Origin of the sequence: Streptomyces sp. NBC_00390, assembly GCF_036057275.1 — a bacterium.
GTDB lineage: Bacteria > Actinomycetota > Actinomycetes > Streptomycetales > Streptomycetaceae > Streptomyces.
Genome location: NZ_CP107945.1, coordinates 7,662,037 through 7,685,390 on the forward strand (window position 1 = coordinate 7,662,037; position 23,354 = coordinate 7,685,390).

26 protein-coding genes and 2 pseudogenes are annotated in these 23,354 nt (G+C 66.7%); 19 read left to right on the plus strand and 9 right to left on the minus strand.

Going from position 1 to position 23,354, the window contains the following annotated elements; all coding sequences use genetic code 11:
• Positions 1 to 49: 49 nt before the first annotated feature.
• A complete protein-coding gene (locus tag OHS70_RS34040) occupies positions 50 to 1,063 on the plus strand; it encodes an NAD-dependent epimerase/dehydratase family protein (protein ID WP_328403947.1) in 1,014 nt (337 codons plus the stop codon).
• On the opposite strand, the gene OHS70_RS34045 is transcribed toward OHS70_RS34040, so the two are convergent.
• On the minus strand, positions 1,064 to 2,389 hold the full coding sequence (locus OHS70_RS34045) for a DNA-binding protein (RefSeq protein WP_328403949.1): 1,326 nt from the start codon (positions 2,387 to 2,389) through the stop codon (positions 1,064 to 1,066).
• A gap of 302 nt (positions 2,390 to 2,691) precedes the next feature.
• Between OHS70_RS34045 and OHS70_RS34050 the strand changes: the two genes are divergently transcribed.
• The 7 genes from OHS70_RS34050 (at position 2,692) to OHS70_RS34080 (ending at position 7,106) form a co-directional block, all read left to right on the plus strand.
• Positions 2,692 to 3,156 (plus strand): hypothetical protein, encoded by a 465-nt coding sequence (locus tag OHS70_RS34050; RefSeq protein ID WP_328403951.1) that lies wholly within the window; start codon positions 2,692 to 2,694, stop codon positions 3,154 to 3,156.
• 175 nt (positions 3,157 to 3,331) lie between these two features.
• Positions 3,332 to 3,685, plus strand: coding sequence for a hypothetical protein (locus OHS70_RS34055; RefSeq protein WP_328403953.1), 354 nt, complete (start codon positions 3,332 to 3,334; stop codon positions 3,683 to 3,685).
• Between the two features lie 359 nt (positions 3,686 to 4,044).
• On the plus strand, positions 4,045 to 4,656 hold the full coding sequence (locus OHS70_RS34060) for a hypothetical protein (protein ID WP_328403955.1): 612 nt from the start codon (positions 4,045 to 4,047) through the stop codon (positions 4,654 to 4,656).
• 70 nt (positions 4,657 to 4,726) lie between these two features.
• The gene (locus tag OHS70_RS34065) at positions 4,727 to 5,857 is read left to right on the plus strand and encodes a radical SAM protein (protein WP_328403957.1); all 1,131 of its coding nucleotides are present in this window, start codon (positions 4,727 to 4,729) and stop codon (positions 5,855 to 5,857) included.
• Complete coding sequence (locus tag OHS70_RS34070) at positions 5,854 to 5,976, plus strand: hypothetical protein (RefSeq protein ID WP_328403959.1); 123 nt, start codon at positions 5,854 to 5,856, stop codon at positions 5,974 to 5,976. The genes OHS70_RS34065 and OHS70_RS34070 overlap by 4 nt, the downstream gene beginning before the upstream one ends.
• A 91-nt stretch (positions 5,977 to 6,067) precedes the next feature.
• Entirely contained in the window at positions 6,068 to 6,544 is a 477-nt protein-coding gene (locus OHS70_RS34075) for a hypothetical protein (protein ID WP_328403961.1), read from the plus strand.
• A 106-nt stretch (positions 6,545 to 6,650) separates the two neighbouring features.
• Positions 6,651 to 7,106, plus strand: a complete 456-nt coding sequence (locus OHS70_RS34080) for a glycine-rich domain-containing protein (RefSeq protein WP_328403963.1) — start codon at positions 6,651 to 6,653, stop codon at positions 7,104 to 7,106.
• Between the two features lie 248 nt (positions 7,107 to 7,354).
• Here the strand turns inward: OHS70_RS34080 and OHS70_RS34085 are convergent, their stop codons facing one another.
• The 4 genes and pseudogenes from OHS70_RS34085 to OHS70_RS39180 form a co-directional block, all read right to left on the minus strand.
• Positions 7,355 to 7,705 (minus strand): DUF6300 family protein, encoded by a 351-nt coding sequence (locus OHS70_RS34085; protein WP_328403965.1) that lies wholly within the window; start codon positions 7,703 to 7,705, stop codon positions 7,355 to 7,357.
• Entirely contained in the window at positions 7,702 to 11,292 is a 3,591-nt protein-coding gene (gene dnaE / locus OHS70_RS34090) for a DNA polymerase III subunit alpha (protein ID WP_328403967.1), read from the minus strand. The genes OHS70_RS34085 and dnaE overlap by 4 nt, the downstream gene beginning before the upstream one ends.
• Positions 11,293 to 11,487: 195 nt before the next feature.
• On the minus strand, positions 11,488 to 12,021 hold the full coding sequence (locus tag OHS70_RS34095) for a helix-turn-helix domain-containing protein (RefSeq protein ID WP_328403969.1): 534 nt from the start codon (positions 12,019 to 12,021) through the stop codon (positions 11,488 to 11,490).
• A 126-nt stretch (positions 12,022 to 12,147) separates the two neighbouring features.
• A pseudogene (locus OHS70_RS39180) lies at positions 12,148 to 12,284 on the minus strand (IS110 family transposase); the annotation flags it as partial.
• 299 nt (positions 12,285 to 12,583) lie between these two features.
• Between OHS70_RS39180 and OHS70_RS34100 the strand changes: the two are divergent.
• Positions 12,584 to 13,378, plus strand: coding sequence for an IS5 family transposase (locus tag OHS70_RS34100; RefSeq protein WP_328403971.1), 795 nt, complete (start codon positions 12,584 to 12,586; stop codon positions 13,376 to 13,378).
• Here OHS70_RS34100 and OHS70_RS34105 read toward each other — a convergent pair.
• On the minus strand, positions 13,296 to 13,862 hold the full coding sequence (locus OHS70_RS34105; RefSeq protein WP_328392304.1) for a hypothetical protein: 567 nt from the start codon (positions 13,860 to 13,862) through the stop codon (positions 13,296 to 13,298). The genes OHS70_RS34100 and OHS70_RS34105 overlap by 83 nt on opposite strands.
• A 122-nt stretch (positions 13,863 to 13,984) precedes the next feature.
• A pseudogene (locus OHS70_RS39185) lies at positions 13,985 to 14,554 on the minus strand (transposase); the annotation flags it as partial.
• 170 nt (positions 14,555 to 14,724) lie between these two features.
• Here OHS70_RS39185 and OHS70_RS34125 point away from each other — a divergent pair.
• Together OHS70_RS34125 and OHS70_RS34130 are read left to right on the plus strand one after the other, a co-directional pair.
• Positions 14,725 to 15,927 carry a Shedu anti-phage system protein SduA domain-containing protein gene (locus OHS70_RS34125; protein ID WP_328403980.1) on the plus strand — a complete coding sequence of 401 codons (1,203 nt, stop codon included), beginning with the start codon at positions 14,725 to 14,727 and terminating at the stop codon, positions 15,925 to 15,927.
• A gap of 229 nt (positions 15,928 to 16,156) precedes the next feature.
• Complete coding sequence (locus OHS70_RS34130) at positions 16,157 to 16,507, plus strand: hypothetical protein (protein ID WP_328403982.1); 351 nt, start codon at positions 16,157 to 16,159, stop codon at positions 16,505 to 16,507.
• A gap of 59 nt (positions 16,508 to 16,566) precedes the next feature.
• Here OHS70_RS34130 and aspS read toward each other — a convergent pair whose 3' ends face one another.
• Positions 16,567 to 17,883 carry an aspartate--tRNA(Asn) ligase gene (gene aspS, locus OHS70_RS34135; RefSeq protein ID WP_328403984.1) on the minus strand — a complete coding sequence of 439 codons (1,317 nt, stop codon included), beginning with the start codon at positions 17,881 to 17,883 and terminating at the stop codon, positions 16,567 to 16,569.
• Between the two features lie 596 nt (positions 17,884 to 18,479).
• Here aspS and OHS70_RS34140 point away from each other — a divergent pair.
• Genes OHS70_RS34140 through OHS70_RS34155 form a run of 4 tightly spaced genes read left to right on the plus strand, consistent with a single transcriptional unit; the run spans position 18,480 to position 20,284 of the window.
• Positions 18,480 to 18,983, plus strand: a complete 504-nt coding sequence (locus OHS70_RS34140; protein WP_328403985.1) for a DUF6093 family protein — start codon at positions 18,480 to 18,482, stop codon at positions 18,981 to 18,983.
• Positions 18,980 to 19,405 carry a DUF6093 family protein gene (locus tag OHS70_RS34145; RefSeq protein ID WP_328403986.1) on the plus strand — a complete coding sequence of 142 codons (426 nt, stop codon included), beginning with the start codon at positions 18,980 to 18,982 and terminating at the stop codon, positions 19,403 to 19,405. The genes OHS70_RS34140 and OHS70_RS34145 overlap by 4 nt, the downstream gene beginning before the upstream one ends.
• 38 nt (positions 19,406 to 19,443) lie before the next feature.
• A complete protein-coding gene (locus OHS70_RS34150) occupies positions 19,444 to 19,863 on the plus strand; it encodes a hypothetical protein (protein WP_328403988.1) in 420 nt (139 codons plus the stop codon).
• Positions 19,847 to 20,284 carry an HK97 gp10 family phage protein gene (locus tag OHS70_RS34155; protein WP_328403990.1) on the plus strand — a complete coding sequence of 146 codons (438 nt, stop codon included), beginning with the start codon at positions 19,847 to 19,849 and terminating at the stop codon, positions 20,282 to 20,284. The genes OHS70_RS34150 and OHS70_RS34155 overlap by 17 nt, the downstream gene beginning before the upstream one ends.
• Before the next feature lie 101 nt (positions 20,285 to 20,385).
• Here OHS70_RS34155 and OHS70_RS34160 read toward each other — a convergent pair whose 3' ends face one another.
• Positions 20,386 to 20,925, minus strand: coding sequence for a hypothetical protein (locus tag OHS70_RS34160; protein WP_328403992.1), 540 nt, complete (start codon positions 20,923 to 20,925; stop codon positions 20,386 to 20,388).
• Positions 20,926 to 21,148: 223 nt separating this feature from the next.
• Between OHS70_RS34160 and OHS70_RS34165 the strand changes: the two genes are divergently transcribed.
• From OHS70_RS34165 to OHS70_RS34180, 4 genes are all read left to right on the plus strand, one after another.
• On the plus strand, positions 21,149 to 21,586 hold the full coding sequence (locus tag OHS70_RS34165) for a hypothetical protein (protein ID WP_328403994.1): 438 nt from the start codon (positions 21,149 to 21,151) through the stop codon (positions 21,584 to 21,586).
• A gap of 156 nt (positions 21,587 to 21,742) precedes the next feature.
• Positions 21,743 to 22,240 (plus strand): phage tail tube protein, encoded by a 498-nt coding sequence (locus OHS70_RS34170; RefSeq protein WP_328403996.1) that lies wholly within the window; start codon positions 21,743 to 21,745, stop codon positions 22,238 to 22,240.
• 13 nt (positions 22,241 to 22,253) lie between these two features.
• Entirely contained in the window at positions 22,254 to 22,856 is a 603-nt protein-coding gene (locus OHS70_RS34175) for a hypothetical protein (RefSeq protein ID WP_328403998.1), read from the plus strand.
• 26 nt (positions 22,857 to 22,882) lie between these two features.
• Complete coding sequence (locus OHS70_RS34180) at positions 22,883 to 23,185, plus strand: hypothetical protein (RefSeq protein WP_328404000.1); 303 nt, start codon at positions 22,883 to 22,885, stop codon at positions 23,183 to 23,185.
• The last annotated feature ends 169 nt before the right edge of the window (positions 23,186 to 23,354 follow it).

A 23,354-nucleotide genomic window follows, 5' to 3' on the forward strand; every position in this document is an offset into this window, starting at 1 on the left:
TGTTCGGTCCCCCTTTCGCGGGAGAGCGAGCGTGGCAGGATCGGGCACCATGAGACTTCTCGTGATGGGTGGCACGTGGTTCCTAGGCAGGCACATCGCGGAGAGCGCACTCGCTCGTGGATGGGAGGTGACAACCTTCACCCGCGGCCGCTCCGGTACGGATGTGGCCGGAGTTGACCCTGTCCGTGGGGACCGGATGGTCGTCGATGATGTACAGCGGCTGGCCGAGTACGGCACGTGGGACGCAGTGATCGACACATCGAGTTCCGACCTGGCCCCCAGGGATGTGCTCCTGACCTCGTCGGCGCTTCGCGACCGTGTGGCCCGTTGGGTGCACATCTCTACCGTGTCGGTGTATGCGGGCTGGCCTCACCAGCACCTGACAGACGATTCCGAGCTGCTGGAGTGCCCTGCGGATGCGGACGAGAGCTACGGCTACACGGGAGCGGACGGGAGCCCGACGCAGTACGGCTTCCAGAAGGCGGGCGGCGAGCGGGCCGTGGCCGAGGCTTTGGCAGACCGTGCCGTGTTTCTCCGGCCTGGCGTGATCCTGGGACCGGGGGAGTACGTGGGACGCCTTCCATGGTGGCTGCACCGAGCGGCCAAGGGTGGTCGTTTCCTGGCGCCTTCGCCAGGCGGTCGGCGTATCCAACCCGTGGATGTACGTGATGTTGCGCAGTTCGCGCTCGACCAGGCGGCCGGTGAAGAAGGCGGGAGCTTCAACGTCGCGCACCCGGAGGGCATCACCTTCGAGGACTTCGTCACGGGCTGTCTGGAGGTGACGGGCGGGGCAGGGCGGCCCGTATGGTCCGAACCCGGGGTACTGGTGGAGCACGGAGTGAAGCAGTGGACTGAGCTGCCGCTCTGGCGCACGCACCCTGGCGTCTGGTCCGTGGACGCTACTCGCGCTGTGGCCGCCGGTCTGCGCTGCCGGCCGCTACTTGAGACGATTCGTGACACATGGGCCTGGCTGGAGAACGACGGGCGTCCCGTGGACCACCCGCGGTGGGCAGAGCACGGGATCGCCCCGGAGAAGGAAGCGAAGATCCTCGCTTCGCTCTGATCAGGCCTCGAGCGCGAGGGGCCCGTACGGAGCCCCGAGCTGGCTCTGTTGCGCCCCGCGGGTGAACTCCTCGAGGCGCTCACCGAGCTCCGCCGCCAGGGCACTGCCGTGCAGCTGCGGCCGGGCGAGATGCTTGCGCAGAGCCGCCGCACGGGAAACGAGTCCGGTCACTCGGTGGTCGCCCGACACGGAGAATACGGTCTGCAGCGCGTCGGCCACTCCGTCGAGGTCATTTGAGAGCAGCCGGGCCATCGCGAGGTCGGCTGCTGCCTTCCCGAGTACGGTGGTTGATCGCTGCGGCGCTGGCCGGCTCGTAGCGAGGTCCAGCGCGCGGCGGGCCAATACCTCCGCCTCGAGGCCATCACCGATGAGCAGTGATGTGGAAGCGTTCGACATAGCCAGACGCTCGTGGCTGAACGCGAACTCACCGCCGACGGCGTCATGAAGGTCGTCTGTCGCGCCGGTGTCGATGTCCTCGGCCGCGGTCATCGCACGATGAACGGCGGCGATGTTGCCAAGATGCCCGTAGGCACGGGCCTCGATGGCACGCAGCCGGCGAATCGCGACATCGCCCAGGCCGCCGTACGCGAGCGCCTGCCGGGCGAGCCTGACTGCTTGGGACTGCTCGCCGGAGTAGTAGGCGATGTAGGCCAGGCTCCCGGCGGCGAAGGCCTGCAGCGGCTCGAAGCGTGCCGTCTCGCCGTACAGCGCCGCGGTGCGAGCCAGGCGCTTCGCACCGTCGAGAACGCCGAGGTCAAAGGCCGCCTGCGACAGGAGGGCCGATGCTTGCCCGGCGAGGATCAGCAGCGCCTGTTGCTGGGCGGGCACGGCGGTGCGGTCGCGGCCAGCTTCTGCCTTTTCGCGTAGCAGCTTGGCCTCCTGCCACACGATCTGGGGGGCTCTTCGGCTGTACGCGCGGGCCAGCGCGTACATGTCGTCACGGAGCTGGTCCACGGTCAGGTCGGACAGCGAGGCGGCAGCGGCGCCGCCGGCGTCTTCATGTGCTTCATGTGCGGTCATTGCGATCTCGGCTTCCAGGTCGAGCACGGGTACATCGGGATCCGCCGACTCTTCTGGACGCGCGAAGAGACGCTCGGCCGAGATGTGGAACATGGCCTCGAGCACGCGGCACGCCTCAGCACTGGGCAGGGTCTTGATCTGCCCACTCGTCCAGCGGCGGTACTGCGACTCCCCAAGCGTGAGGTTGCGCGCTTCGGGACCGAGCGACTGCCCGGCCGTCCTGAAGAACTCTGCCTCGAACGACGCCCACGTCAATCTTCGCCGGTCGATCAGGGCCTTCAGCAGCGTCCTCGGGTTGCCCACCATGGCTCCCAGTCCTCGAGCGTCGATCCCGGTCAGAACCTCCGGCGAATCCCTGCCGTTCGAGGGGATACCGCGCACTGCCGACGATGCAACTTCCCCTGCACAGAAGCTACTTGCACGCTACCCGGAGGGCTCTTCCGTCGCTCGGAAGCGGGCCAGAAGCGACCCGCGAGGCTCTGGTGAAGCGACCCGCCGCGGGTGGACTCTGATCGCCTGCAATTGCCGAGCGTGCCGACCTGATCACATTTCGACGTCAGGAGTGAGTCGTGCCGAGAACTGCCGAGCCCTCAACGCTGGGTAGCGACATGCAAGATCTGACTCATCGCATTCGCGCACTTCTCAGTATCGACACGCAGGACGAGTACGTATCCGTGCCACTAGGTGGCGGATTATTCGATGTCATCGTCACCGCCGGCGGGCCCGCCGGTCATGCCGCCGTCGCCCACATGGACCAGGTGCGGCTCGGCATCTGCGGACCGGTCATCGAGGACCCCGAACAGTCGTATCTGCTCTGGCTCGTACCGCCCAGCACCAGCACCGCGTGGCCACTCGACCCGTGCAGCGTCGCGTTCGGTGCACCGTGGGCGCTTCAGCTACCGCGACTCAACCTCAGGAATCCGCCGGGCCCTCATTGGCTGCGCGAGTGTCGCAGTGACCGCTTGGTACCACCCCAGCAACTGCGCCGCCTCATCGATCAGGGGCACCTCGCCGCGCTCCGGGACGCAGCGGTCGGCGCTCCCCTCCATGCCCCCGTGTCTGCTGGTGGTTGACCTGTGCGCCCAGAATCCAAGACCACTCCGACCTGCGCATCGGTGTCCTCCCCGGCGGGCCTTGCCCAGCATCCCCCGAGCTGCGCGTCACGCCGGGGAAGACCCCAGCCCTGTCTCCGCCCATGGGGCTCGGCGGACCGCCGCTCACACACCTGTCTACCTGCCCGAGGCCACGATGACGGATCCACACGCAGAAGCCTCAGTCGTCCCCAGTTCGATCGACGTCGTCGAGGACGTAGCCCTCGCGCTGGAACTGTCTCAGGGACGAGCAACCGGGCCGGCCGCCGACGCGCTCCGCACTCGGCTTCGGTCCTACATCACTGCCTTCGCCACACCAGCGCAGGGCTTCGCTGAGAGTCTCGACGACTCGCGGGCCCGCGACATCGCCTTGAACACGATCCGGCACGCGAAGTCCGTGGCGAGCGATGCCGTCGTGGATCCTGCGGCGAATCTCCGGCTGCTGGCCAAGGCCGCTGAACACACTGCGCGCTACGCCGCTGGCTTCCACCATAGACAGGGTGGGTTATGACCGGCCTGAACGTGCTGCGCCTGGCGGTCTTTCTACTGCTCATCGCCTCGGTCATCACGGCTGCCGAATGGAAGTGAGCAGAGCCCTGGGCTCTCTTCGGGTGCTCGGCCGGGGACGCCTATGGCTGCCGTCGTAGCCGATCCGCAATCTCCGTGCCTTCCGCGGGTCCCGTCCTCCAATGCCCGCGGAAGGCACGGCTCCCACATCCGTTCCCTGAGCAGACCCGGCCGCCGCGGCGGCCCGCACCACTCGGGGAACAGAGAAGACCCACAACTGCCCTCCGCCCGGCCGACACGGCTCCTGAAGGCTTCCCCGAGGAGCCGACAGTGGCCGGGTGGAGGGCCAACCGAGGAGCCACCGTGTACGAGATCCGCCCGCTGACCGAAGACGACTGGCACCCGCTGCTGCGTCTGACCCAAGCCCGCGGGACCTGGTTGCGCGAGCGGGACCTGCGAGCACCCTGCAGCGCGGAGTACCTCCTCGGCTGGCTCGGGAAGGACAACACCGGCCGCTTCCCCATGGCCTTGACCGACAGCGGCGAGATCGTCGCGGCGATGGCGCTGAGCCTCCAGCCCGCGAACCGTGCCTGGGGCGAAGTAACGTCGGTCCTATACGTCGAGGCGGCTTGGTCCGACCCGGCACGTCGCCATGACCGGTCCAGCAAGCTGCTGACGCTTTGGCTTGCCCACTGCGCGGCGACCATCGGCCGCAGGTGGGTGGGCTGTGCCGTTCCTCCTGGTGCGCTCGCCGACCATCTCATGAACATCAGGGTCGGCGGCCAGTACACCTGGAACCGTCTGCGGGCGACCCTCGATCCGCACGGAAACCGCCTCTTCCTGCTGAGGGCAGCGGCCCGGCGCCGACCCGGGTTGGACCACCTCATCTCCGGGGCGTTCCAACCGGAGGCCAAAGAGCACGAGATGGCGGATCCACCAGCCGAATGCGCTGCCGCGCCCGCCACACCGGCCTGAAGTCATCTGGCCGTGCACTTCCGACCCGCAGACCACTGCGCTCTCGCGCCTGCTGACCGCTGGAGGACCGATGCACGAACTGATCGCAGCCCCTTTTCTCAACGCCCACTACGTCTTACGTCCAGGCGATCCCAGAGGGCTGAAGATTCCGGAGCATTGCCACCTCGGACTCCAGCAGGCCGTCGCGGACGCAGCGGTGGTCCCCGACTGGCTGTGCCGTCCCGTGCTCAAGCAGTGGGGGCTCGACCTCACCGATCGGTCGGCCGCGGAGGCGCTGCTCGTCCGTACGCCCTCCTCGTTCGACTACGGGCGGGCCTCGTACGAGCTCAACATGGCGTGCAACTGGGAGTGCCCCCACTGCTACCTCGGCGTGAAGGAAGACGCTGGTCTCCCCTGGGAGGACCGCGACAAGATCCTCCATGTCCTCCGAGACGCGGGTGTTGTCTGGCTCCAGATCACCGGCGGCGAGCCGACCATCGACAAGGGCTTCGCCGCCGCGTACTCCCGCGCGTACGAGCTCGGCATGATGATCGAGGTCCTCACCAACGGCTCCCGGTTGCACAACCCGCTGATCCTGAGTCTCCTCACCGAGCGCCGTCCGTACCGGCTGACGCTCAGCCTGTATGGCGCCACGGAGGAAAGCTACGACAGGCTCACCCAGCGCCGCGGCGCGTGGAAGTCGTTCCGCCGCGGCCTGGACGCCGCGCACGCCGCGCAGTTGCCCATCGAACTCAGCCTTATCGTCACGCGCGACAACGAGCACGAGATCGACGCCATGTACGCGCTCGCCGAGTCCTACGGCGTACGAACCCGCGAGTACAACAACATGACCCCCACCTACTTCGGGACCGGCGAGACGCTGTCCGCCCAGGCCCTGACCCGTCGCAGCAAGCGCGGTGTCTTCACCGGCTGCGACGCCGGCAACACGAGCCTGCACGTGGACCCGCTCGGCATGGCCAGCATCTGCAAGGTCGCCCGGAGCAAGCAGATCCCTCTCCTGGAAGAGGGACTTGCCGGGCTCTCCAAGCTCGGGGGAATCGCCGACCAGGCTCTGCTGCGGCAAGGGGGGTGCACCGGCTGCACGCTCAGCAAAGAGTGCAGCACCTGCATGCCCCTCGCCGAGCGTTACCGCCAGGCGAAGGCTCCCCTGGGGTCCTACTGCCAGCACACCGAGAAGAGGAAGGAGGTGAGTACGCCATGAGCCCCACCGTTGAGATCACCACGAAGGCCGAGGACGACGCGATCGAGGTCGTCGAGGACCTGGACGCGATTTCCAGCACCGACGTCATGCTCGGCTGCGGCAACGACAACCCGTTCTAACGGGCTGCGCTCCACCGGGCTCGGGGGCCTGTCATCCCGACGAGGCCCCCGAGCCCCCTCCTCCCAGTCCGTCTCGTGAAGGGTCCACCCGATGGCCGACGACCCGCTCATCCACCCGTACAAGCTCCTCACCACGCCCGCCGGCGACCAGGTAGAGATTGACATCGAGATGGTCCCCATCGTCGAACTCCTCTGGCAGATGCGGTTCCAGACCACCGCGTGCTGCGAGGACGTCGGAGAAGCAACGCGCGCCGTACGCGACGCGAAGGGCATCACGGCGGGCTACCGCGGCGAGGACTTCATCGCCTACTACAGCGGATGGGCTCTGCTGAAGCTGCCCCTCGCGGACGCTCTACGACTGTTCGACATGCTCGCGTGCGTCCCCTCGCTCGCGCCCCATGTTCAGCGGAGGTGGATGGAACGGAGCTGGCGCATGACCGTTCCCCTGGTCCGCCAGAACGGCGCTGCCGCGCTCGACCATGATGCTCTGCTCCACTTCCCCGCATCGCACATCCCCGCCCTGGTGCAGGCGCTCGACGCCATGAGTGCCAGCCAGACGGTCGTGTAGAGGTCGCTCACGAAGGCGCCGACCCACCTACTCCTCTGCGGGCCGCGGCTCGCAGAGGCGCCCAACTAGCGAACCGCCACTGTCACCGACAGAAGGAGACACCGCCATGAGCACTGCGGTACCTGTACGGGCCAATGCCCGCAGCCTCGTATCGGAAGAGCTGTTCGGCCGGCTCGTGAACCGGATCGTCAAGGACGAGGGGATCGAGCGGCCCCTCGCCGAGAGGATCGTGACCGACGCACTCGCATTCCTCGCCGCCTGCGGCGCTAACCCTGGTGCCCCGCTTGGCCCGAGCGAGCAGGTGGACATCGGATGGCACACCTTCATCCTCTACACCGAGCCCTACGCCGAGTTCTGCCAGCGTGTAGCTGGCCGGTTCATCCACCACTCCCCGGCTGACGAGCCGGGCATGACGTACGAGCCGAAGCGCGACACCCGGCTCCGCGCCGTCGAGGCCATGCGCAGCATCGGCTACGAGCCCGACCACGAACTGTGGGGCCACGCCGCCGACTGCTCGCAGTGCCACTCTGGCTGCTCCGACAGCAACTACGCCGGCAAGTAGCCCCCTGTCATGCGCGTTAGATCCCCTGCGCGCACCGCTCCAGTGAGAGAGAGGAGGTGAACCGGTCAGGACAACCGCTTCGTGGAGCAGCTCGCCGTTCTCAAGTACGGCGGCGGCACCGCCGAGGACGACAACGGCGACATCAGGGTGCCGGACGATCTCCCGGACGAGAGTTCCGAGGAGAAGTAGCCTGCGCGCACGCCAATGGGGCCGGCCCGGACCACAGCCCGGGCCGGCCCCATTGGCTGTCACAGCTGTCCGCGCCGCCAGCGTTCGTGTTCGTCGTCCAGCAGTGCGATGTCGACGTGGCGGTGGCGTACGGACTCCACCCAGGCCGCGACGAGTTCGGCGAACACTTCGACATTGGACGGGCTGACCTGGTCGTCTACTGCGAAGAGGGCCAGCAGCTCGTCTGCAGCCTGTTCACCGCGGTCGCACTCCGGGCAGAGCACCGCTTCGCGGAGGCCGGAGACGTCCTCGCCGCGTGCGTTCGTCCACGAGTGGCTGAAGGTCGCCAAGAGCAGGCAAGGGCCATCACACCGTGTGCAGTTGGGTGGATCGTCGAGTTGGAGAACGATCTCCTCTTGCTCATCGCTCACGCGACGCCCATCCAGACGTCCGGTCCGAAGGTTCCCTTGATGTCGGAGGCGACTGAGGTGGGGTCGACCAGGAACCCCAGTTCATAGATCACTGTCTTCTGCGGCGTCAGGACGCGCATGCGTACGGGGCTCTCGCCCTTGTGGGCACTGAGGATGCGCTTCAGCTCAGCCACCGCAGGTTCGTTGACCCTGTATGAGGGGAACGCGAGCATGACCGGGGGCCGCCCGCCGCTCTCTGCCGAGGACACGTCCAGCGTCTGAATCTCCTGTCCGAAGACACTCACTGCCCCGTCACGGTCATTGAGCCTGCCTTGCACGGAGACCACAGAGTCCGGGATCAGGGCGTGTTGGACCAGGCTGTAGACAGCGGGGAAGAACAGGACCTCCATCTCGCCGTCACGGTCCGCGAGATTGACGATCGCCCAGGGGTTGCCCTGCTTCGTCATGCGGCGGTCGACGTTGGTGATGAGACCGGCGAGCTGCACAGTGCCCTCGGTCCTGCCCGAGCCGAGGAGTTCACTGATCGTGGTGTCTCGTTGCCGGGAGAGGATGTGCTCCGTTCCGTCCAGCGGGTGGGCGGATACGTACAGGCCGAGCATCTCACGCTCGGTGGCGAGGAGTTGCTTGCGTGGCCACTCGTCTTCACCGATGGGGAAGTCCAGCCCGAATGCGGGTTCCTCGTCGCTGCCCCCGCCGAGCCCCGCGAAGAGGTCGTCCTGCCCGAAGGAGGCGGCCTTCTTCACCGGGATGATCGCGTCGATCGCGTCCTCATGCGCGGCGGACAAGCCCTTGCGGGTGTGTCCGAGCGAGTCGAAAGCGCCTGCCTTGATCAAGGACTCCACGGCCCTCTTGTTCAGCGCCCCGATGTCAGCCTTGTCGAGGAAGTCGGCAAAGGACGTGTACTTGCCCTTGGACTTGCGGGAGGCGACCAGCGACTCGATGACGCCTTCACCGACATTGCGCACCGAGCGAAGGCCGAACCGGACGTCGTCGCCGATGGCGGTGAAGTCGGCAACGGACTCGTTGATGTCCGGGGCGAGTACCTGGACACCCAGTTTGCGGGCGTCGGCCAGGTAGATGGCGGCCTTGTCCTTGTCGTCACCCACGGAGGTGAGTAGCGCGGCCATGTACTCGGCGGGATAGTTCGCCTTGAGGTACGCGGTCCAGTAGGAGACCAACCCGTAGCCGGCGGTGTGCGACTTGTTGAATGCGTAGCCCGAGAACGGGAGCATGACGTCCCAGAGAGCCTTGATGGCTTCCTCTGAGTAGCTGTTGCCCCTCATTCCGGCGTGGAACTTGTCCCACTCGGCGGCCAGCACCTCGGGCTTCTTCTTACCCATGGCGCGGCGAAGCAGGTCGGCGCCGCCGAGGGTGTATCCGGCCAGCTCACGGGCGATGGCCATGATCTGCTCTTGGTAGATGAGCAGGTGGAACGTGTTGCCGAGGATGCCTTCGAGGGCGTCCTTCAGCTCCGGGTGGATCGGTTCGATCTCCTGGCGTCCGGTCTTGCGGTGCGCATAGTTGGTGTGCGCGTTCGCCGCCATGGGACCGGGTCGGTAGAGGGCGAGCGCGGCCGCGATGTCTTCGAACCTGGAGGGCTCCATCAGCTTCAGCAGGGTGCGCATGCCGCCGCCGTCGAGCTGGAACACGCCGAAGGTGTCGCCCCTGGCCAGCAACTGGTAGGTGGTGGCGTCGTCCAGCGGGATCGGCTGGGACCCGTCCTGCGGGACTGGATCGGTCGTGATGTTGATCCCGCGGTTCTCGCGGATGTTCTGGATGGCCTGGTCGATGACTCCCAGGTTTCGTAGACCCAGGAAGTCCATCTTGACCAACCCCATGTCCTCGCAGCTGGGGTAGTCGAAGCCGGTGATCTTTACGCCGTCTTTGGCGCGCATGTGGAGCGGGATGCGGTCCGTGAGCTTCGTCTTCGACAGGATGACCGCGGCCGCGTGTACGCCGGTGTTGCGGATCAGGCCCTCGACGCCCTTGGCGCCGTCGACGACCTTCTTGACGTCCGGCTCGTTCTCGTACAGCGCCCGGATTTCGCCGGCCTCACCGTAGCGGGGGTGGCTTTCGTCGAAGATCCCGCTGATCGGGATGCTCTTGCCCATCACATCGGCGGGCAGCGCCTTAGTGATCCGCTCGCCGTGCGAGAACGGGTAGCCCAGGAGCCGCGATGTGTCCTTGATCGCATTCTTGGCCTTCAGCTTGCCGAAGGTGTTCACCATGGCGGTGTACTCGTCGCCATACTTTTCGACGACGTAGCGCACCATGGTGTCGCGCTGACGGTCGTCGAAGTCCAGGTCCACATCCGGCGGGTTGATGCGCTCGGGGTTCAGGAACCGCTCGAAGAGCAGACCGTGCTCCAGCGGGCACAGTTCGGTGATGCGGGTCGCGTACGCGACGATCGATCCGGTTGCTGATCCACGGCCGGGGCCGACAGGGATCTTGTTGTCGCGGGCATACTTGCAGATGTCTGCGACGACGAGGAAGTAGCTGGAGAAGTTCATCGGGCCGATGACCGACATCTCGGTCTCGAACCGTTCCAGGACCTCGGTCGGGATTGGGTCTCCGTAGCGCATGGCGAGGCCCTTGAGGACCTCCTTGCGCAGCCACGACTCCTGAGTCTCGCCCTCGGGCACATCAGGGAAGTTCGGCATCTCGTCTACGTTCTCGAAGACGTTGTCGTACGACTCGATGCGCTCGGCGATCAGCAGGGTGTTGTCGCACGCGTCGGGGAGCTCGGAGAACAGTTCCCGCATCTGGGCTGCGGTCTTGAGGTAGTAGCCGGAGCCGTTGAACCGGAAGCGGTTTGGGTCGTCCTTGTTCTTGCCCACGCCGATGCACAGCAGGTTGTCGTGCGCGTCCGCGTGCTCCTCGAGGACGTAGTGCGCGTCGTTTGTGGCCAGCAGCGGGATGTCGAGATCCTTCGCCAGGCGCAGCAGGTCCCCGCGGACGTTGCGCTCCAGGTCCAGGCCGTGGTCCATCAGTTCGAGGAAGTAGTTTTCCTTCCCGAAGATGTCTTGGTAGGCCCCCGCGACTGCCCGAGCCTCGTCGTACTGGTTGAGGCGCAGCCGGGTCTGGATCGCCCCCGAAGGGCAGCCGGTCGTCGCAATGATCCCGCTGGCGTGCTCGGAGATCAGCTCCATGTCCATACGCGGCTTGCCCGCTGGGAACTGGCCCGTGTACGACGCTTCGGTCGAGAGGAAGAACAGGTTCTTCAGGCCCTCTACGTTCTGTGCCCACATCGTCATGTGGGTGAAGCGGCCTCCACCGGAGACGTCCTTCGATCCTTCGCCATCGTCCGACATGGCGCGGACGCCGCCGGGCCCCCAGAACTCCTGCTTACGGTTGCGTCGCGAGGACGGTGCGACGTAGGCCTCGATACCGATGATCGGCTTGACGCCCTCGAAGCTCTTGGCCACCTGCTGAAACTCGTACGCGCCGAACATGTTTCCGTGATCGCTCATGGCGATCGCGGGCATGCCCTGCCGCTCGACTTCCGTGAACATCGGCTTCAGCCGCTGCGCACCGTCGAGCATCGAGTATTCGGTGTGATTGTGCAGGTGAACAAAGCTGTCGGTCACCGGGACGGCACCTCCGGAGGAGTCGTGGGAAGGCTCCACCCTATCCCTCGGACCGGGGTGAAACGCCGGGTGTACGGACGCCCAACCATGATCCGCAACCGCGCCAAACGGTGACCTCGATCTATCACTCAAAGTTGTCAGTGAGCAGCCTCAGGTGACCGCTCGCGAGGCCATCCAGAGGATCGAACGCCGGTCTCACCGACTTGACTGTGAACCACTGTTCGTGCGCTGGGGCTGCTCTGCGTCCCGGTGCCGGGCCACGCGCTTCAGGATCGTCGAATGGGAAACACCGAACTCTGCGGCCAACGCACGGGCGGACTCCCCGGCGTCGTGCCGTGCGGCAATTTCCGCGTCCGGGAGGTCTCGTCCTCGGTGGCCCACGGGACGCTGCACGCGGGCCTCGTTCAGACGCTTGGCGATTGTGTGCCGGCTCACACCCAACTCGGCGGCCATGGCCTGGATCTCCACCCGCCCCTCAACGTAGCGGCGTGCGATCTCCCCGTTTGACAGGGGCAGAACCTTTCGCGTCCCGCGGCGGGGTATGTCGTGGCGCGCAAGGAGTCTGAAGACGTATCGCTCATTCAGTCCGTAATCGTCAGCTATCGCCCGGGCGGTTTCGCCAGCTATGACATAGCGGTCGATGATTTCCTGAACCGGAATTTTCTCCCCAATCCGGCGTCGCGTCCCTGTGGCCGAGGGGACTGTAGGCCGTATTCCTCGCTGCTGCATCCAGCGAGGATAAAGGCCCAGTCATCTGGGTCGCTGCATCACCGAGGGCGAGGCTTCCCATTCCGTGCGCGGCTGCTTGACGGATCGGACCTGTTGTCCTGTCGCGCCGACTCCTAATGCCGTTTGTCAAGCTGCGAGAGCGGCTGACGGCGTGCGCTCATAGGCCAGCCGTTGCGTAGGAGGGCCCCGAGGACGTTGACGCGGCGGCGGGCGAGGGCGAGAACGGCCTGGGTGTGGCGCTTGCCCTCGGTGCGTTTGCGGTCTTAGTGCGTTGTGGCTAACCGGATTTCGTTCGAGGCGTGCGGCGCGGGTGATCATCTGGACAGAGGTACGGGTGCGGTCGCGGGCATGAAAGAACGGGCCCCTTGGTAGTGACGCGGTTACGACACCAGCACGACCAAGGAAGCCCGTTGCCCGATCAGTTGAGCAGTACCACTGTGCCTGCGTCCACCGCGGTCACCCCTGCGTGTGACTGCTACGTGCACCGGTTCGGTTCGATCGCTCCGGGGCTGCGGGCAGGCTGCTATCCCAGTGACATGACGGATGCGGAGTGGGCTCGGCGATGCCGGTTCCGGCCTGGCTGCTGAAGCGGGGCGGGCGTCCGGAGGCGTACTGCCACCGCGAGATACTCGACGCGGTGCGCTACCTGGTCGACAACGGCGTGAAGTGGACGGCCATGCCGGTCGACTTCCCGTACTGGCGGGCGGTCTACGACTTCTTCCGCCGCTGGCGGTCCTACGGCTATGTGCGTGAACTGCACGAACGCCTGCGACGTTCGGCGAGGGAACGCTCGGGCCGCAACGCCGAGCCCAGTGCGGGAGTCATCGACAGTCAGTCGGTGGACGCCTCCGAGACCGTCGGCGAGGACAGCCGCGGATACGACGGCGGCAAGTCACGTGACGGCCGCAAGCGTCACATCCTGACCGACACCGAGGGCCTGCTCCTGGAGGTCACCGTGACCACGGCCGATGTGCACGACTCCAAGGCCGCCCCCGCACTGCTGGAGACGTTCATGGACCAGCCGGGCCGGCTGCTGAAACTGGTGTGGGTCGACAGTGCCTACCAGGGTCCGGCGCTGGCGAAGGCGTTCGCCCGCCACGGAGTCCGGACCGAGGTCGTGCGCCGCTCCGACGGACAACGCGGATTTGTCGTCCTGGCCCGCAGGTGGGTCGTGGAGCGCACGCTGAGCTGGCTGGCCCGCTCACGCCGCCTCAACCGCGACCACGAACGCCGCCCCGACCACCACGCCCAGATGGTGTGGTGGGCCGCCGTGATCAGGCTGTCCCGGCGCCTGGCCGCAGACGCTCCGCGCTGGCCGGAGAAACGCCCCGCCCGACTGCTGCGGGCACGGGCATGAACCGTCCGTCCTTCGCCCGCACCAGCCAGCCCCGCTTCTCCAGCACGTAGGCACGGTGCCGGATCCTCTCCACCTCGTTCTTGATCTCCGCCTCCCGGCCCACCGCCCGCGTCAGCTCCACCCCGTTCACCGGCCCCGAAGCAGCCACCACCGCGGCGAACACCTCCCGGTACAGGCCGCTGAGCACCTCCTCGCCCATGCCCGACCGCCACACCGGCGGCCGCTCGCCATGCCCCGCGCCGGGGCCGCCCGATCCCACGGCAGCAGCCATCCCACCACCGGACAGCACGGAAACCGGCGTATTCACCGCGCCCTCCCCGGCCAGCACCGACACGAGCTCCTCACGCCCCACCCGGGCCCGCTCGACCCGCTCCCGCGCGGCATCCACCTCCGCCTGAGCCTGCTCCAGGACCTCCGTCCAGGACTCCAGATCCTGCCTCGCCCGCGCCTCACGCTGTTCCATCAACCCCAGCACCGACGGCATCGCACCCTCCTCGATCCACAACAAGCCGTCCGCTGCCTGCCCCTACCCCTCCGCGATCATGCCCCGCACACGACGAAGCCCCTGCTCATCGAACAGGGACTCCCTTTGCCACAACGCACTTAGAACCGGCGGGATTCCTCGCACCTTCGGACGCTGAACAGCGCGGAGGTGTAGAAGACGCGCTGGAGTCTGCGGTTGTATCGCTGAGGGCGTCGCAGGTTGTCGCTGATCTTGCCGGAGTCGCGCGGGACCGGGGCGACGTCGCCGAAGCCGGCGAGGCGGTCGGGGGTCCCGAAGACGGTCATGTCGCCCCGATGGCCGCCAGGAACTCGGCGCCGAAGATGATGCCAAGGCCCGGCATGCTGGTGATCACGTCAAACGAGCGGTGGTCGCGAAACCGGGCCTCGATGAGCTTGTCGACCTCCGCGACCTGCTGGTTGAGGCTCATCACTTCCTTCGCCAGCGTGTGTGCACCATCTGGGCGGTCAGCCTTCCCCGGGCAGGCTGGTGTGCTGGCGGCCGGCGGCTTGGACGGCTGTCTCGGCGAGCCGGTCGGCGCGGAGCTTGCGGTTGCGGAGCCAGGGCTCCAGCCGTTTCGTGCAGATCCGGCGGAGGGCGGCCGGAGTCTGGTAGCCGGGGGTTAGAGGTTCGGTGTTGGTGAAGTCCAGCGCACCCTCTAGACCGAGAAAGATGCGCATGCCGACTTTGGCGAACCCTTGCCGCACTCGGGTGCGGTATCGGTACGCTCGCGCAGAGTGTCTTCCACACAACCCGGAGCGGACACGGCACAAGTCAGCTGCTGGCCGGAGAAGAAGAGCACTGTGATCTGGACGATGGCGCGCACAGTAGGAAAGCGATGACGGTGGCCGCACCACGGTGGGCCTCGGTCGCGGCCGAACTGAGGCGGTACCGCTCCGCCCCGACAGCGGCGCAGTTGGAGCTCGCTGCCCGTCTGGATGTGAGTCTGGCAGTAGACACGCCGGCTGCTGTGGCAGCGGGCATCCTGCGCATGCATCTACGGGAACCGCTGCAGCTACGCAGGGCACGCGAGTGCACCTATGGGCAGTCCTCCTATCTGAATGACCTGGCGGAGTTGACCGGCGCTGCCGTGCCAGAGGAAGGCGTCGACCGTGAGCTCGCCGATGGGTGGATCAGTGCCCTGCACGCCCAGTGTGTCGCCGAGAGCCTTGAGCACTGGAAGCCCGAGCCGGGCGAGGTGACCGTCTGCCGCAGTGGGCCCGGGGACCGCTTCGATGTGATCTCCTCGATCGCTGCCTCGGGAAGGCTGTACTTCCGTGGCGGGGGTGGCCAGTGGGCGTGGCCGCAGCACGTGCAGCGCATCATCCGGGCGGGCGAGCAGGAGTACACGGACGCCGTCGCCAAGTCGAAGCAGCAGACCGCGCTTCGGCGGAAGAACGTGCATGTGCTGGGCCGCGGAGAGCTGGAGCGCCTGAACAAGTGGAGGGTGGAAGACCTGCCCGGTCTGGGTGCTCTGCGGGCTCTGGAGGATGCTCTCGCCCAGGCTCCCGACGAACGGCCGATGCAGGTGGTCCTGGAGCAACACCCGCAGATCCTCGGGCACCTGGTCAGCGGCAATCACCGCACCTTCGTCAGGCATCAGGTGCGGTTCGCTGACAAGTTCGTGGCGGACTTCGTCATCGGCGGGGTCACGTCCATGGGCATGCTCTGGCGGCTCGTCGAGCTGGAAAGCCCCACAGCCCGGCTCGTCCTCAACGACGGGCAACCCTCAGCGACACTGCGGAAGGCCGTTCAGCAGATCCGGGACTGGCGCCGGTGGATCGCAGAGCACTTCCACACAGCCGGTGATCCCGAGGACCGGGGAGGTACAGGGCTCGAAGGTATCCGGCTCAATCCTCCCGGACTCATCATCATTGGGCGGGACGACCCCGCTGCGCCAACCGAGACGATGCGCAACGAGCTCTTGGAAGAGACCCGCATTGAGATCCGCACCTATGACTGGCTCGTCCGAGCAGCCGCGTCCCGTCCGCCGATGAGGATCGGAGCTCTGGACATCGAACTCGAGGAATCTTGGGACGAGGACTGACACGCCGGGGCACCGGCTTGATGGATCCTGTCGACTTCCGACCTTGAGGATCAACTGACGCGCTACGTCCCCCGCCGGGAGGCTCCAGTGCCGAGCCCCCGTGCCCGGCGGCCGAGCGGATGCGGGCCTTGGCGAGCCCGCGCACGGGGGTCGCGCAGTTCCTTGCCCGGGCGGAGTCGAGAGGTCCGCGGCCGCCTCATCGACGTACCACAACGACAACTCGCATGGCTTGGTCTGGCAGGTCCACGGCAGCAAGACCTTCCACAGCTACCTCAACCCTGACAAGCACCTGTCGGCCGAAGCGGCGGTCATCGGTGAGACCACCGGTGAGGAGCCGCCCGAGCACGATGCGGCCGATCGCCAGTCCGTCACCATGCGCCCCGGTGACCAGCTGTGGAGTCACGCGCTGACACCCCACTGGGTCACCACTGGGTCGGCGCTTGCCATGAGCGTCACTTTCTCCCACGGTGGCCTGTGCCATCAGGGCCGCTTCTGTGAGCGGGAGCTGGCCCTGCGCGCCTACTGGGACAAGAACCCGGGCGAAGCGTGGACGCATGACCTGCGCAATGTCCGCTACTGAGACCGCGTCCCACGACACGAGGCACTGGGCCCGTGTCGTGGGACGCAGCCAGCGGCCGGTTACGGGGTGAGCCGGTTCGGCCCGCGGAAGAGGAACGTGGCCTCGCGGATGGATTCCAGACCGAGCATCACCATCAGCACCCGCCCCATCCCCATGCCGAGCCCGCCGTGCGGCGGGCACCCGTACCGGAACGCGTTCAGGTAGTCCTGCAGCGGCTCGGGGCTCATGCCCTTCTCGGCGGCCTGCTTCAGCAGCACGTCGTAACGGTGTTCGCGCTGGGCGCCGGTGGTGATCTCCAGCCCCTGCCACAGCAGGTCGAAGCTCAACGTCACGCTCGGGTCGTCGGCCAGCCGCATGTGGTAGAAGGGCCGGATGCTCACCGGGTAGTGCGTGATGAACGCGAACTCGTGCCCGGTGGCCTCCTTGATGTGAGCCGAGATGCTCCGCTCGCCCTCCGGGTCCAGGTCCTCCTTGACCCCCGCCGGGTCCCAGCCACCCTTGCGCAGGATCTCGTGCGCCTCGGCCATCGTGATGCGAGGAAAGGGTGTCGTGGGGACGTTGACCTCCACGCCGAAATGCTCGGCGATTGCCTCACCGTGTGCGTCGGCGACGTTGGCGATCGCATGGGCGAGCATCTGCTCCTCGAACGCCATCACGTCCTCGACGCCGTCGATCCAGGCCAGCTCCACGTCGACGCCGGTGAACTCGGTGGCGTGCCGGGAGGTGAACGACGGCTCGGCCCGGAAGACCGGCCCGATCTCGAAGACCTTGTCGATCCCGGCCGAGATCGCCATCTGCTTGTAGAACTGCGGCGACTGCGCCAGATAGGCGCTGCGGTCGAAGTAGCCGAGCTTGAAGACCTCCGCGCCGGATTCCGAGGCAGTGCCCATCAGCTTGGGGGTGTGCATCTCCGTGGCGCCCAGCTTGTAGGCGTACTCGCGCATGCCCTGCTCCAGGGTGGTCTGCACGGCGAGCATCAGCTGGGTGGCGGGACGGCGGCGCACGTCCAGGAAGCGCCAGTCCAGCCGCTGCTCCAGGCCAGTGTGCTCGTCGATCGGCAGCGGCGTAGCGGCCAGGTTCAAGACCTCCACCCGCTCGGGGACGATCTCCAGGCCGCCGAGCTTGACCTGAGCGGCATCGACGACACGGCCAGTGATCTTGACTGCGGACTCGGGAGTCAGGGATTCGAACTGGGCCTCCAGTGGCCCGTCGTCACGCTTGTGGGTCACCTGCACCATGCCGGTGTGGTCCCGAACGATGACGAACTGCATCTTGCGCTGCAGGCGGAGCGTGTTCACCCACCCGCAGACGGAAACGGTACGGCCAACATGTTCTCGCAGGTCGGAGACCAGTACACGGCTAGTGGTGTGGATCATCGCAGCCCTCCCAGGGGCGTCGTCATGATCCCTTGGGAGCGTGGGCGAGAAGGGTACTCGCGGTGCCACCACGCCTTTGCCACCGCGCGAACGCGATGGCCTCATTCGTGCCCGATGACGGGGGCCAGCCGGCGGGGCATTAGGCCTATCGGGCCATTCCTCCCTGCACTCAGGAGGGTCTTCACTCCGGGGCGCAAGGCTGCCTTTCCAGCTTCCGGCAGCTCTCTCGGCTCGCGTGATCCCGCAGCTACTTGTCTCCGTCGACGCGTTGCTCGAAAGCATACGAGGGCTGCGCTCATGGCGGCAACGGACTACGTCTGCTCCAGCGATTCACCCATATGCGCGGCTGCCTTGACTGGCGGGTGCACTATCAGATTTCACGGAGTCTCAGTGCCCGGTCTACTTCGTGGCGCGGCCCAACACCCCAACCGAGGTGGCGCCGCACGCCGGACGGCGTACGGGCAGGCATCGAGCTCAAAGCAGGCTCTCGCGTCGTCGGGAGGTCCCGCCCTGGTCACGGAAGTGCCGTGCCGTTTCCCCGGCATGATGAGACCCGTGATCAGGACGGCTTCGTCGCTTTCGGCAGGATCGCCTGAGTGTTGGTGGGGTACTGCCGTGAGGTCGTGGTGTCAGCGGACGCGGATAGGCTCGAACGCATGAGCGTGCCTGCTGAAGGGCTGACCCTGGGGGCCGTCAGCGCCATTGTCGAGAGAAGGATCCTCACCAACAAGGTCAGGGTTGAGCGAAAGGGTGAGCCCGTGTTCAACCCTGACACTGGCCAGTACGAGCCCGGGCCACCGGTGAAGGTGTACGAGGGGCCCGGAGCCATCTTCCCGGCAGGTGGACCGTCCGTCGTTCTTCATCTGGCTGGACAGGCGTACGTCGACGACACCCCGTCTCGCTACCGGCTGCTGACTCCTCTTCCGGCTCCTGTCGCGTCGCGCGAGGACACCGTCAAAGTCATCGAGTCTGGCGACGAGTCGGCAATCGGCCGTACTTGGCGCGTGGTTGACATCAGCGAGACCTCGACGCTGAGCGTCGTCCGTACGACATGGGTCGACCAGAACACGCAGGCGCAGACGAGTGGAGCGAAGCCGTGACTACGGGCATTGACCCTGACGAGGTACGCGCCCACCTGGAGACCAAGTTGCTCGTGGACACGGTGAGAATCACCCGACCTACAGGCAGCGCGCCACTGGACCCGGAAACAGGGCTGCTCGGCAGCGCGCCGGTTGACGTCGTCTATCAGGGGCCGGGGGCAGTGCTGTCCGGGCACGGCCAGGTGACTGCTGAGGGCATCGTCGGCCGACAGTGGCTCGACGACACGGTCTCCTGGTACCGGCTGCTGACTCCGCTTGGTGCACCTGTGCCAGCGCGGTACGACCGATTGGAAGTGCTTGCCGCGCGGGCCGAGAACTCGGCGACGCTCGGGCGCGCGTGGCAAGTCCTGGACCCTTCCGAAGCCTCTACCGTGGAGCTGGTGCGAGTGACCCGCCTGGACGAGATCACCGCACCGTCATAGCGGCTGGAGATGTCCCACACCCCGCATACGCTCGCCGTATGAAGATCACGGACACCCGACCAGCCGACGTAAGGCACGTACGGATAGCCACCAGCGGCACGGCAGGCTCGCTTACGATCGGCGGCGTCGACTACTCCCGATACGTGTCGGGGTACACAGTGCATCAGCTCGCCGGGCAGCCCGCGCAGGTGGTGCTCCAGCTTTCACCGGCCAGGACCAGTGCAGACTTCAACGGGTACGCGCGCGTCGCCATCGGTGAGCCATACGAGCCGGGCGAGGCCGCTGCTCGGTTCCTGTCAGCCATCGACGCCTCGCTGCTGGAGAAGGCCGCGATGAACCGCTCGGACCTCAGCGGCCAGCAGTACGGCTACACCGCGGCGGTGCTCGCCCAGCTGCAGCAGTGGGCGCGGGGCGAGTTCGAGGAGCCCCAGGAGATGACCGATGGCCTCACCCCGTAACCCCAACCCCAACGCGCATCTCCGCGCCGGCGCACACAGCAACGCGGCACAGATAGCTGCCCAACTGGATGTCCGTGCGGCGCGAACACTGCCGGAGACGGTCGGCCTGGTGCAGCACTACGCCATGCTGCTGGAGACCCGGATCAAAGCGAAGGCCTCTGGCAGGCCGGGCCCGAATGCGCCGACCGGTGACTACCGGCGCAGCTGGACCCACGAGATTGCCACCGACGGAGTGACCGTCACGGCGACAGTCGGCACTAACAAGCCGCAGGGGAGACGGCTTGAGTACGGCTTCGTCGGCGCTGACAGTCTCGGGCGTATCTACAACCAGCCCCCCTTCCCCCATGTCGGACCTGCGGTGGAGGAGATCCGGCCCCTGTTCGTGGCGGCTCTCGGTGAGTCACTCGTGGGCGGCTCGTGAGCTTGCTGAACGAGGACCTGCATCAGACCGTAGGTAACGTATGCCAGCACCACGGCTCGGCGCCGCCCGTGAGCGACCGAGCCCAAAACGCCGAGCCCCACTCAGTCACTTCTCTGAAGATCTCGGCGGCAGGCCTCGAGATAATGGTCGCCTGCGGTCCCAAGGTCCTTCACGATCGCCTCCAACCGCTCGTACTGCTCAAGGAGACCGCGGCTGTCTGGGGCGGCGTTCAGATCACGCCAGAAGTCATTGCCGCCGTTGCGGGCAGTCCGCCAGATCTCCCGACCGGCCAGCCGTGCTGGCTCTGCACCGAAGAGGGCGACTTGGTTGTATGCCTTTCGCAATTGCGTGCGCAGCTCGCGCCAGCGAGCCTCCGTATCGGCGCGCTGACTGGCAGCATCCGAGCCGAGAAGGAGCCGCAGGTCGGACCGTATGAACTGCAGTGCCTCCTCGCCCGCCAGCGAAAGCCCGGCGTAAGCCTTGAGGCGCTCGTCGCGGAGCCACGCTGCATGGCCGGCCGCGGAGCGCAAGGACTCCAGCTCGCGGCTGTCCTGCGCGCGACGCCGCTCAAGAAAGGCGTTGCCTACCGAAGTCAGGACCACCCCGCCCAATGTGGCTCCGACAGTGATCAGCTGCGTCACAGTGCCTGAATCCATCGTCCCTCCCTGCCGACGTGTACACAGCAAGCATTCCGTGGATCCCCGGCTTCACGACACCTGCCCGGCGTTGGCCTATGGCTTCTGCTCATCGGGTCTTCGTTGCCGGATATGCCGCCTGAAACCGCGTCGGGGTGCTGCACTCCGCCTGATCGACCTGTAAGCCAACGCGACCGTCAGCCGTATCTGTGACGACGAGGAGGAATAGATGCCCGTATCAGGACGTGAGGTGTCGCTGGCTGTTCAGCGCATGCTGGCTGCTGCTACCACCCGCAGCTGCGGGTACGGCACCGCGCCGACAGTGTCCAGCACCCCATCAGGCGCTCAGGTGCCGTACAGCGTGCTGTACCCGCTCGGTGTCACCACCGACGGGCCGCCCTACGGAGAAGCGGACGCCGATGCTCGCGTGCTGCTACAGCTGACCAGCGTCGCCGCGACAGCCGAGCAGGCCGAGTGGATGGCTGACAAGGTCCGCTCCGTGATGCTCGGGCGTAAGACGAGTGGTGCCTACACCTCGGAGATCACGGTTCCAGGATGCGTGGTCATGCAGCGCACCCTGGACAAGGAGGAAGGCGTGGCTGTCGCCAGCGGCGTATACAGTTACGTACAGCGGTACGTGATCGAAGTGACCACGCTCAACACCTGATCCGCACCGCACCCTCACCGCGGAGGCCCCTCGCGGACGCCCGACCAAGTACGCCGGTACGGGCCGATTCCCCATACATCAGTCGTATCTGCGCGACCAGTTGGGGACGGGCCTCCGGTGCGCGCTCTCGGAGCTTGTCCCCTGAGAGCGAGAGACATGGGCACCACACAGCAGCGGTTCATGCGCCGCGGCGTCACCAAGTTCTACTTTCTCAAGGTGATTGCAGCCGCGGCCAACATCCCTGTCCGTACTGAACTTTCGGAAGCCAACGCCACGGCGCTGTCCGGTGCGATCAGCGATATCGAAGGCTGGGCCCTTGAGAACGCCCCCATCGACACCCCGGACATGTCCTCCGAGTTCACCAGCAACATCCCCGGCGAGGACAAGGCCGACAACAGCAGCTTCACGTTCTACGAGGACCGCGTCGATGACACCTTGGAGACGCTTCTGTCCAAGGGCGTCGAGGGCTACGTCGTGATCCTTCGAAAGGGCGATGTCGCCGGAAGCAAGTCGATGGACATCTTCCCAGTCAGGGTCGGAAGCCGCTCTGCCAGCTACACGACCGCCACCGAGCCCGCCAAGTTCAAGGTCAGCTTCGGCATCACCGACAAGCCCGTCCTCGACGCCGCTGTTCCGGCCGCCGCCTCAGGCTGACAGGGGGAGTCGCATGTCCACGATCACCCCGCCCCCGGAAGCCGTCGCCCGAGACCCGCACTGGTCCGCCAAGATGGCCAAGCTCCGCGCCCGGCAGCTTCCCGAGCGAACGCTGTCCATCTGCGACGACCCCGTGCTCAAGGCCGACGTCACCGAGGCCGCGCTCGGTCTGGCCCGGGCACGTACCGAGGCGCAGAGCGCATCGATCGAGCAGGCCGTTCCGGAAGACCAGCGCGATGAGTGGGTCCAAGCGCGTCCCGAAGTACTGGCCGCGGCCGGCGCTCTTGAAGACGCGCAACGCGCTCTCGATGAAGCAACCGTGACCCTCACCTTCCGGGCTCTTCCCCGCCCGGTCTGGGAACAGCTGCTGCGAGAGCATCCGCCGACAGAGGCGCAGGCCGACGCCGGCATGGAGTACAACGTCGAGACCTTCCCGGCCGCGCTCATCGCCGCATGCCACATCGAGCGTGATGGGGCGGGCACCGAAGTTCCCGGCATGACGGAGAGCGACGCACAGGAACTGCTGGACCTGTGGCCGGACTCCGAGGCCAAGGCCCTGTTCACAGCGGCCCTCCTGGTGAACCAGACCATGCGGGCGGACCTGGGAAAAGGCTGATCACCGACCCCGCATTCCGCGCCGAGATGGAGCTGTGCGCGGTATACGGCATTCCCCACAGCCAACTCTCGGGCGCAGGGGAGGGCCGGTGGTCAGCACTCGACCGGGCCAAGGCGCTGGCCTACCTCGCGTTCACCAAAGCGGTCTGCGACGGATGCGGTACCCGCGCGGCCGAGTGGGACGAGGCGCTGGGCGGTGACCGGTTCGCGTACGTGCCGGAGCCGCACCGCTGCCCAGGGTGCGAGCTCATCGAGATGGAACGGGAGCAGATTCCGGAGGGTCCGGAGGGGCGCGGGATGAAGATCGGGCTCAGGCCCCGGAAGGACTGACGCCGTGGCTGGCGCATACAACCTCTACGTCAACCTCATGGCCAATACCGGAGGCCTCACCGCCGGGCTTCGAGGCGCCGCCGGGCAACTGCGGGGCTTCGACCAGGGCTTGGCTGGACTTGGCGCGCGTCTGGGCTCCTTGCGGACTGCGACGGGCGCGCTCGCTCAG

What these genes read in the sequence shown, in the direction of transcription:
- OHS70_RS34095 (WP_328403969.1), bottom strand. Translation starts at nt 12,021, where the DNA reads ATGCAGCAGCGAGGAATACGGCCTACAGTCCCCTCGGCCACAGGGACG.
- OHS70_RS34100 (WP_328403971.1), top strand. Translation starts at nt 12,584, where the DNA reads ATGCCGGTTCCGGCCTGGCTGCTGAAGCGGGGCGGGCGTCCGGAGGCG.
- OHS70_RS34170 (WP_328403996.1), top strand. Translation starts at nt 21,743, where the DNA reads ATGGGCACCACACAGCAGCGGTTCATGCGCCGCGGCGTCACCAAGTTC.
- OHS70_RS34055 (WP_328403953.1), top strand. Translation starts at nt 3,332, where the DNA reads ATGACGGATCCACACGCAGAAGCCTCAGTCGTCCCCAGTTCGATCGAC.
- OHS70_RS34070 (WP_328403959.1), top strand. Translation starts at nt 5,854, where the DNA reads ATGAGCCCCACCGTTGAGATCACCACGAAGGCCGAGGACGACGCGATC.
- OHS70_RS34065 (WP_328403957.1), top strand. Translation starts at nt 4,727, where the DNA reads ATGCACGAACTGATCGCAGCCCCTTTTCTCAACGCCCACTACGTCTTA.
- OHS70_RS34040 (WP_328403947.1), top strand. Translation starts at nt 50, where the DNA reads ATGAGACTTCTCGTGATGGGTGGCACGTGGTTCCTAGGCAGGCACATC.
- aspS (WP_328403984.1), bottom strand. Translation starts at nt 17,883, where the DNA reads ATGATCCACACCACTAGCCGTGTACTGGTCTCCGACCTGCGAGAACAT.
- OHS70_RS34150 (WP_328403988.1), top strand. Translation starts at nt 19,444, where the DNA reads ATGAAGATCACGGACACCCGACCAGCCGACGTAAGGCACGTACGGATA.
- OHS70_RS34155 (WP_328403990.1), top strand. Translation starts at nt 19,847, where the DNA reads ATGGCCTCACCCCGTAACCCCAACCCCAACGCGCATCTCCGCGCCGGC.
- OHS70_RS34075 (WP_328403961.1), top strand. Translation starts at nt 6,068, where the DNA reads ATGGCCGACGACCCGCTCATCCACCCGTACAAGCTCCTCACCACGCCC.
- OHS70_RS34165 (WP_328403994.1), top strand. Translation starts at nt 21,149, where the DNA reads ATGCCCGTATCAGGACGTGAGGTGTCGCTGGCTGTTCAGCGCATGCTG.
- OHS70_RS34105 (WP_328392304.1), bottom strand. Translation starts at nt 13,862, where the DNA reads ATGCCGTCGGTGCTGGGGTTGATGGAACAGCGTGAGGCGCGGGCGAGG.
- OHS70_RS34050 (WP_328403951.1), top strand. Translation starts at nt 2,692, where the DNA reads ATGCAAGATCTGACTCATCGCATTCGCGCACTTCTCAGTATCGACACG.
- OHS70_RS34080 (WP_328403963.1), top strand. Translation starts at nt 6,651, where the DNA reads ATGAGCACTGCGGTACCTGTACGGGCCAATGCCCGCAGCCTCGTATCG.
- OHS70_RS34180 (WP_328404000.1), top strand. Translation starts at nt 22,883, where the DNA reads ATGGAGCTGTGCGCGGTATACGGCATTCCCCACAGCCAACTCTCGGGC.
- OHS70_RS34175 (WP_328403998.1), top strand. Translation starts at nt 22,254, where the DNA reads ATGTCCACGATCACCCCGCCCCCGGAAGCCGTCGCCCGAGACCCGCAC.
- OHS70_RS34045 (WP_328403949.1), bottom strand. Translation starts at nt 2,389, where the DNA reads ATGGTGGGCAACCCGAGGACGCTGCTGAAGGCCCTGATCGACCGGCGA.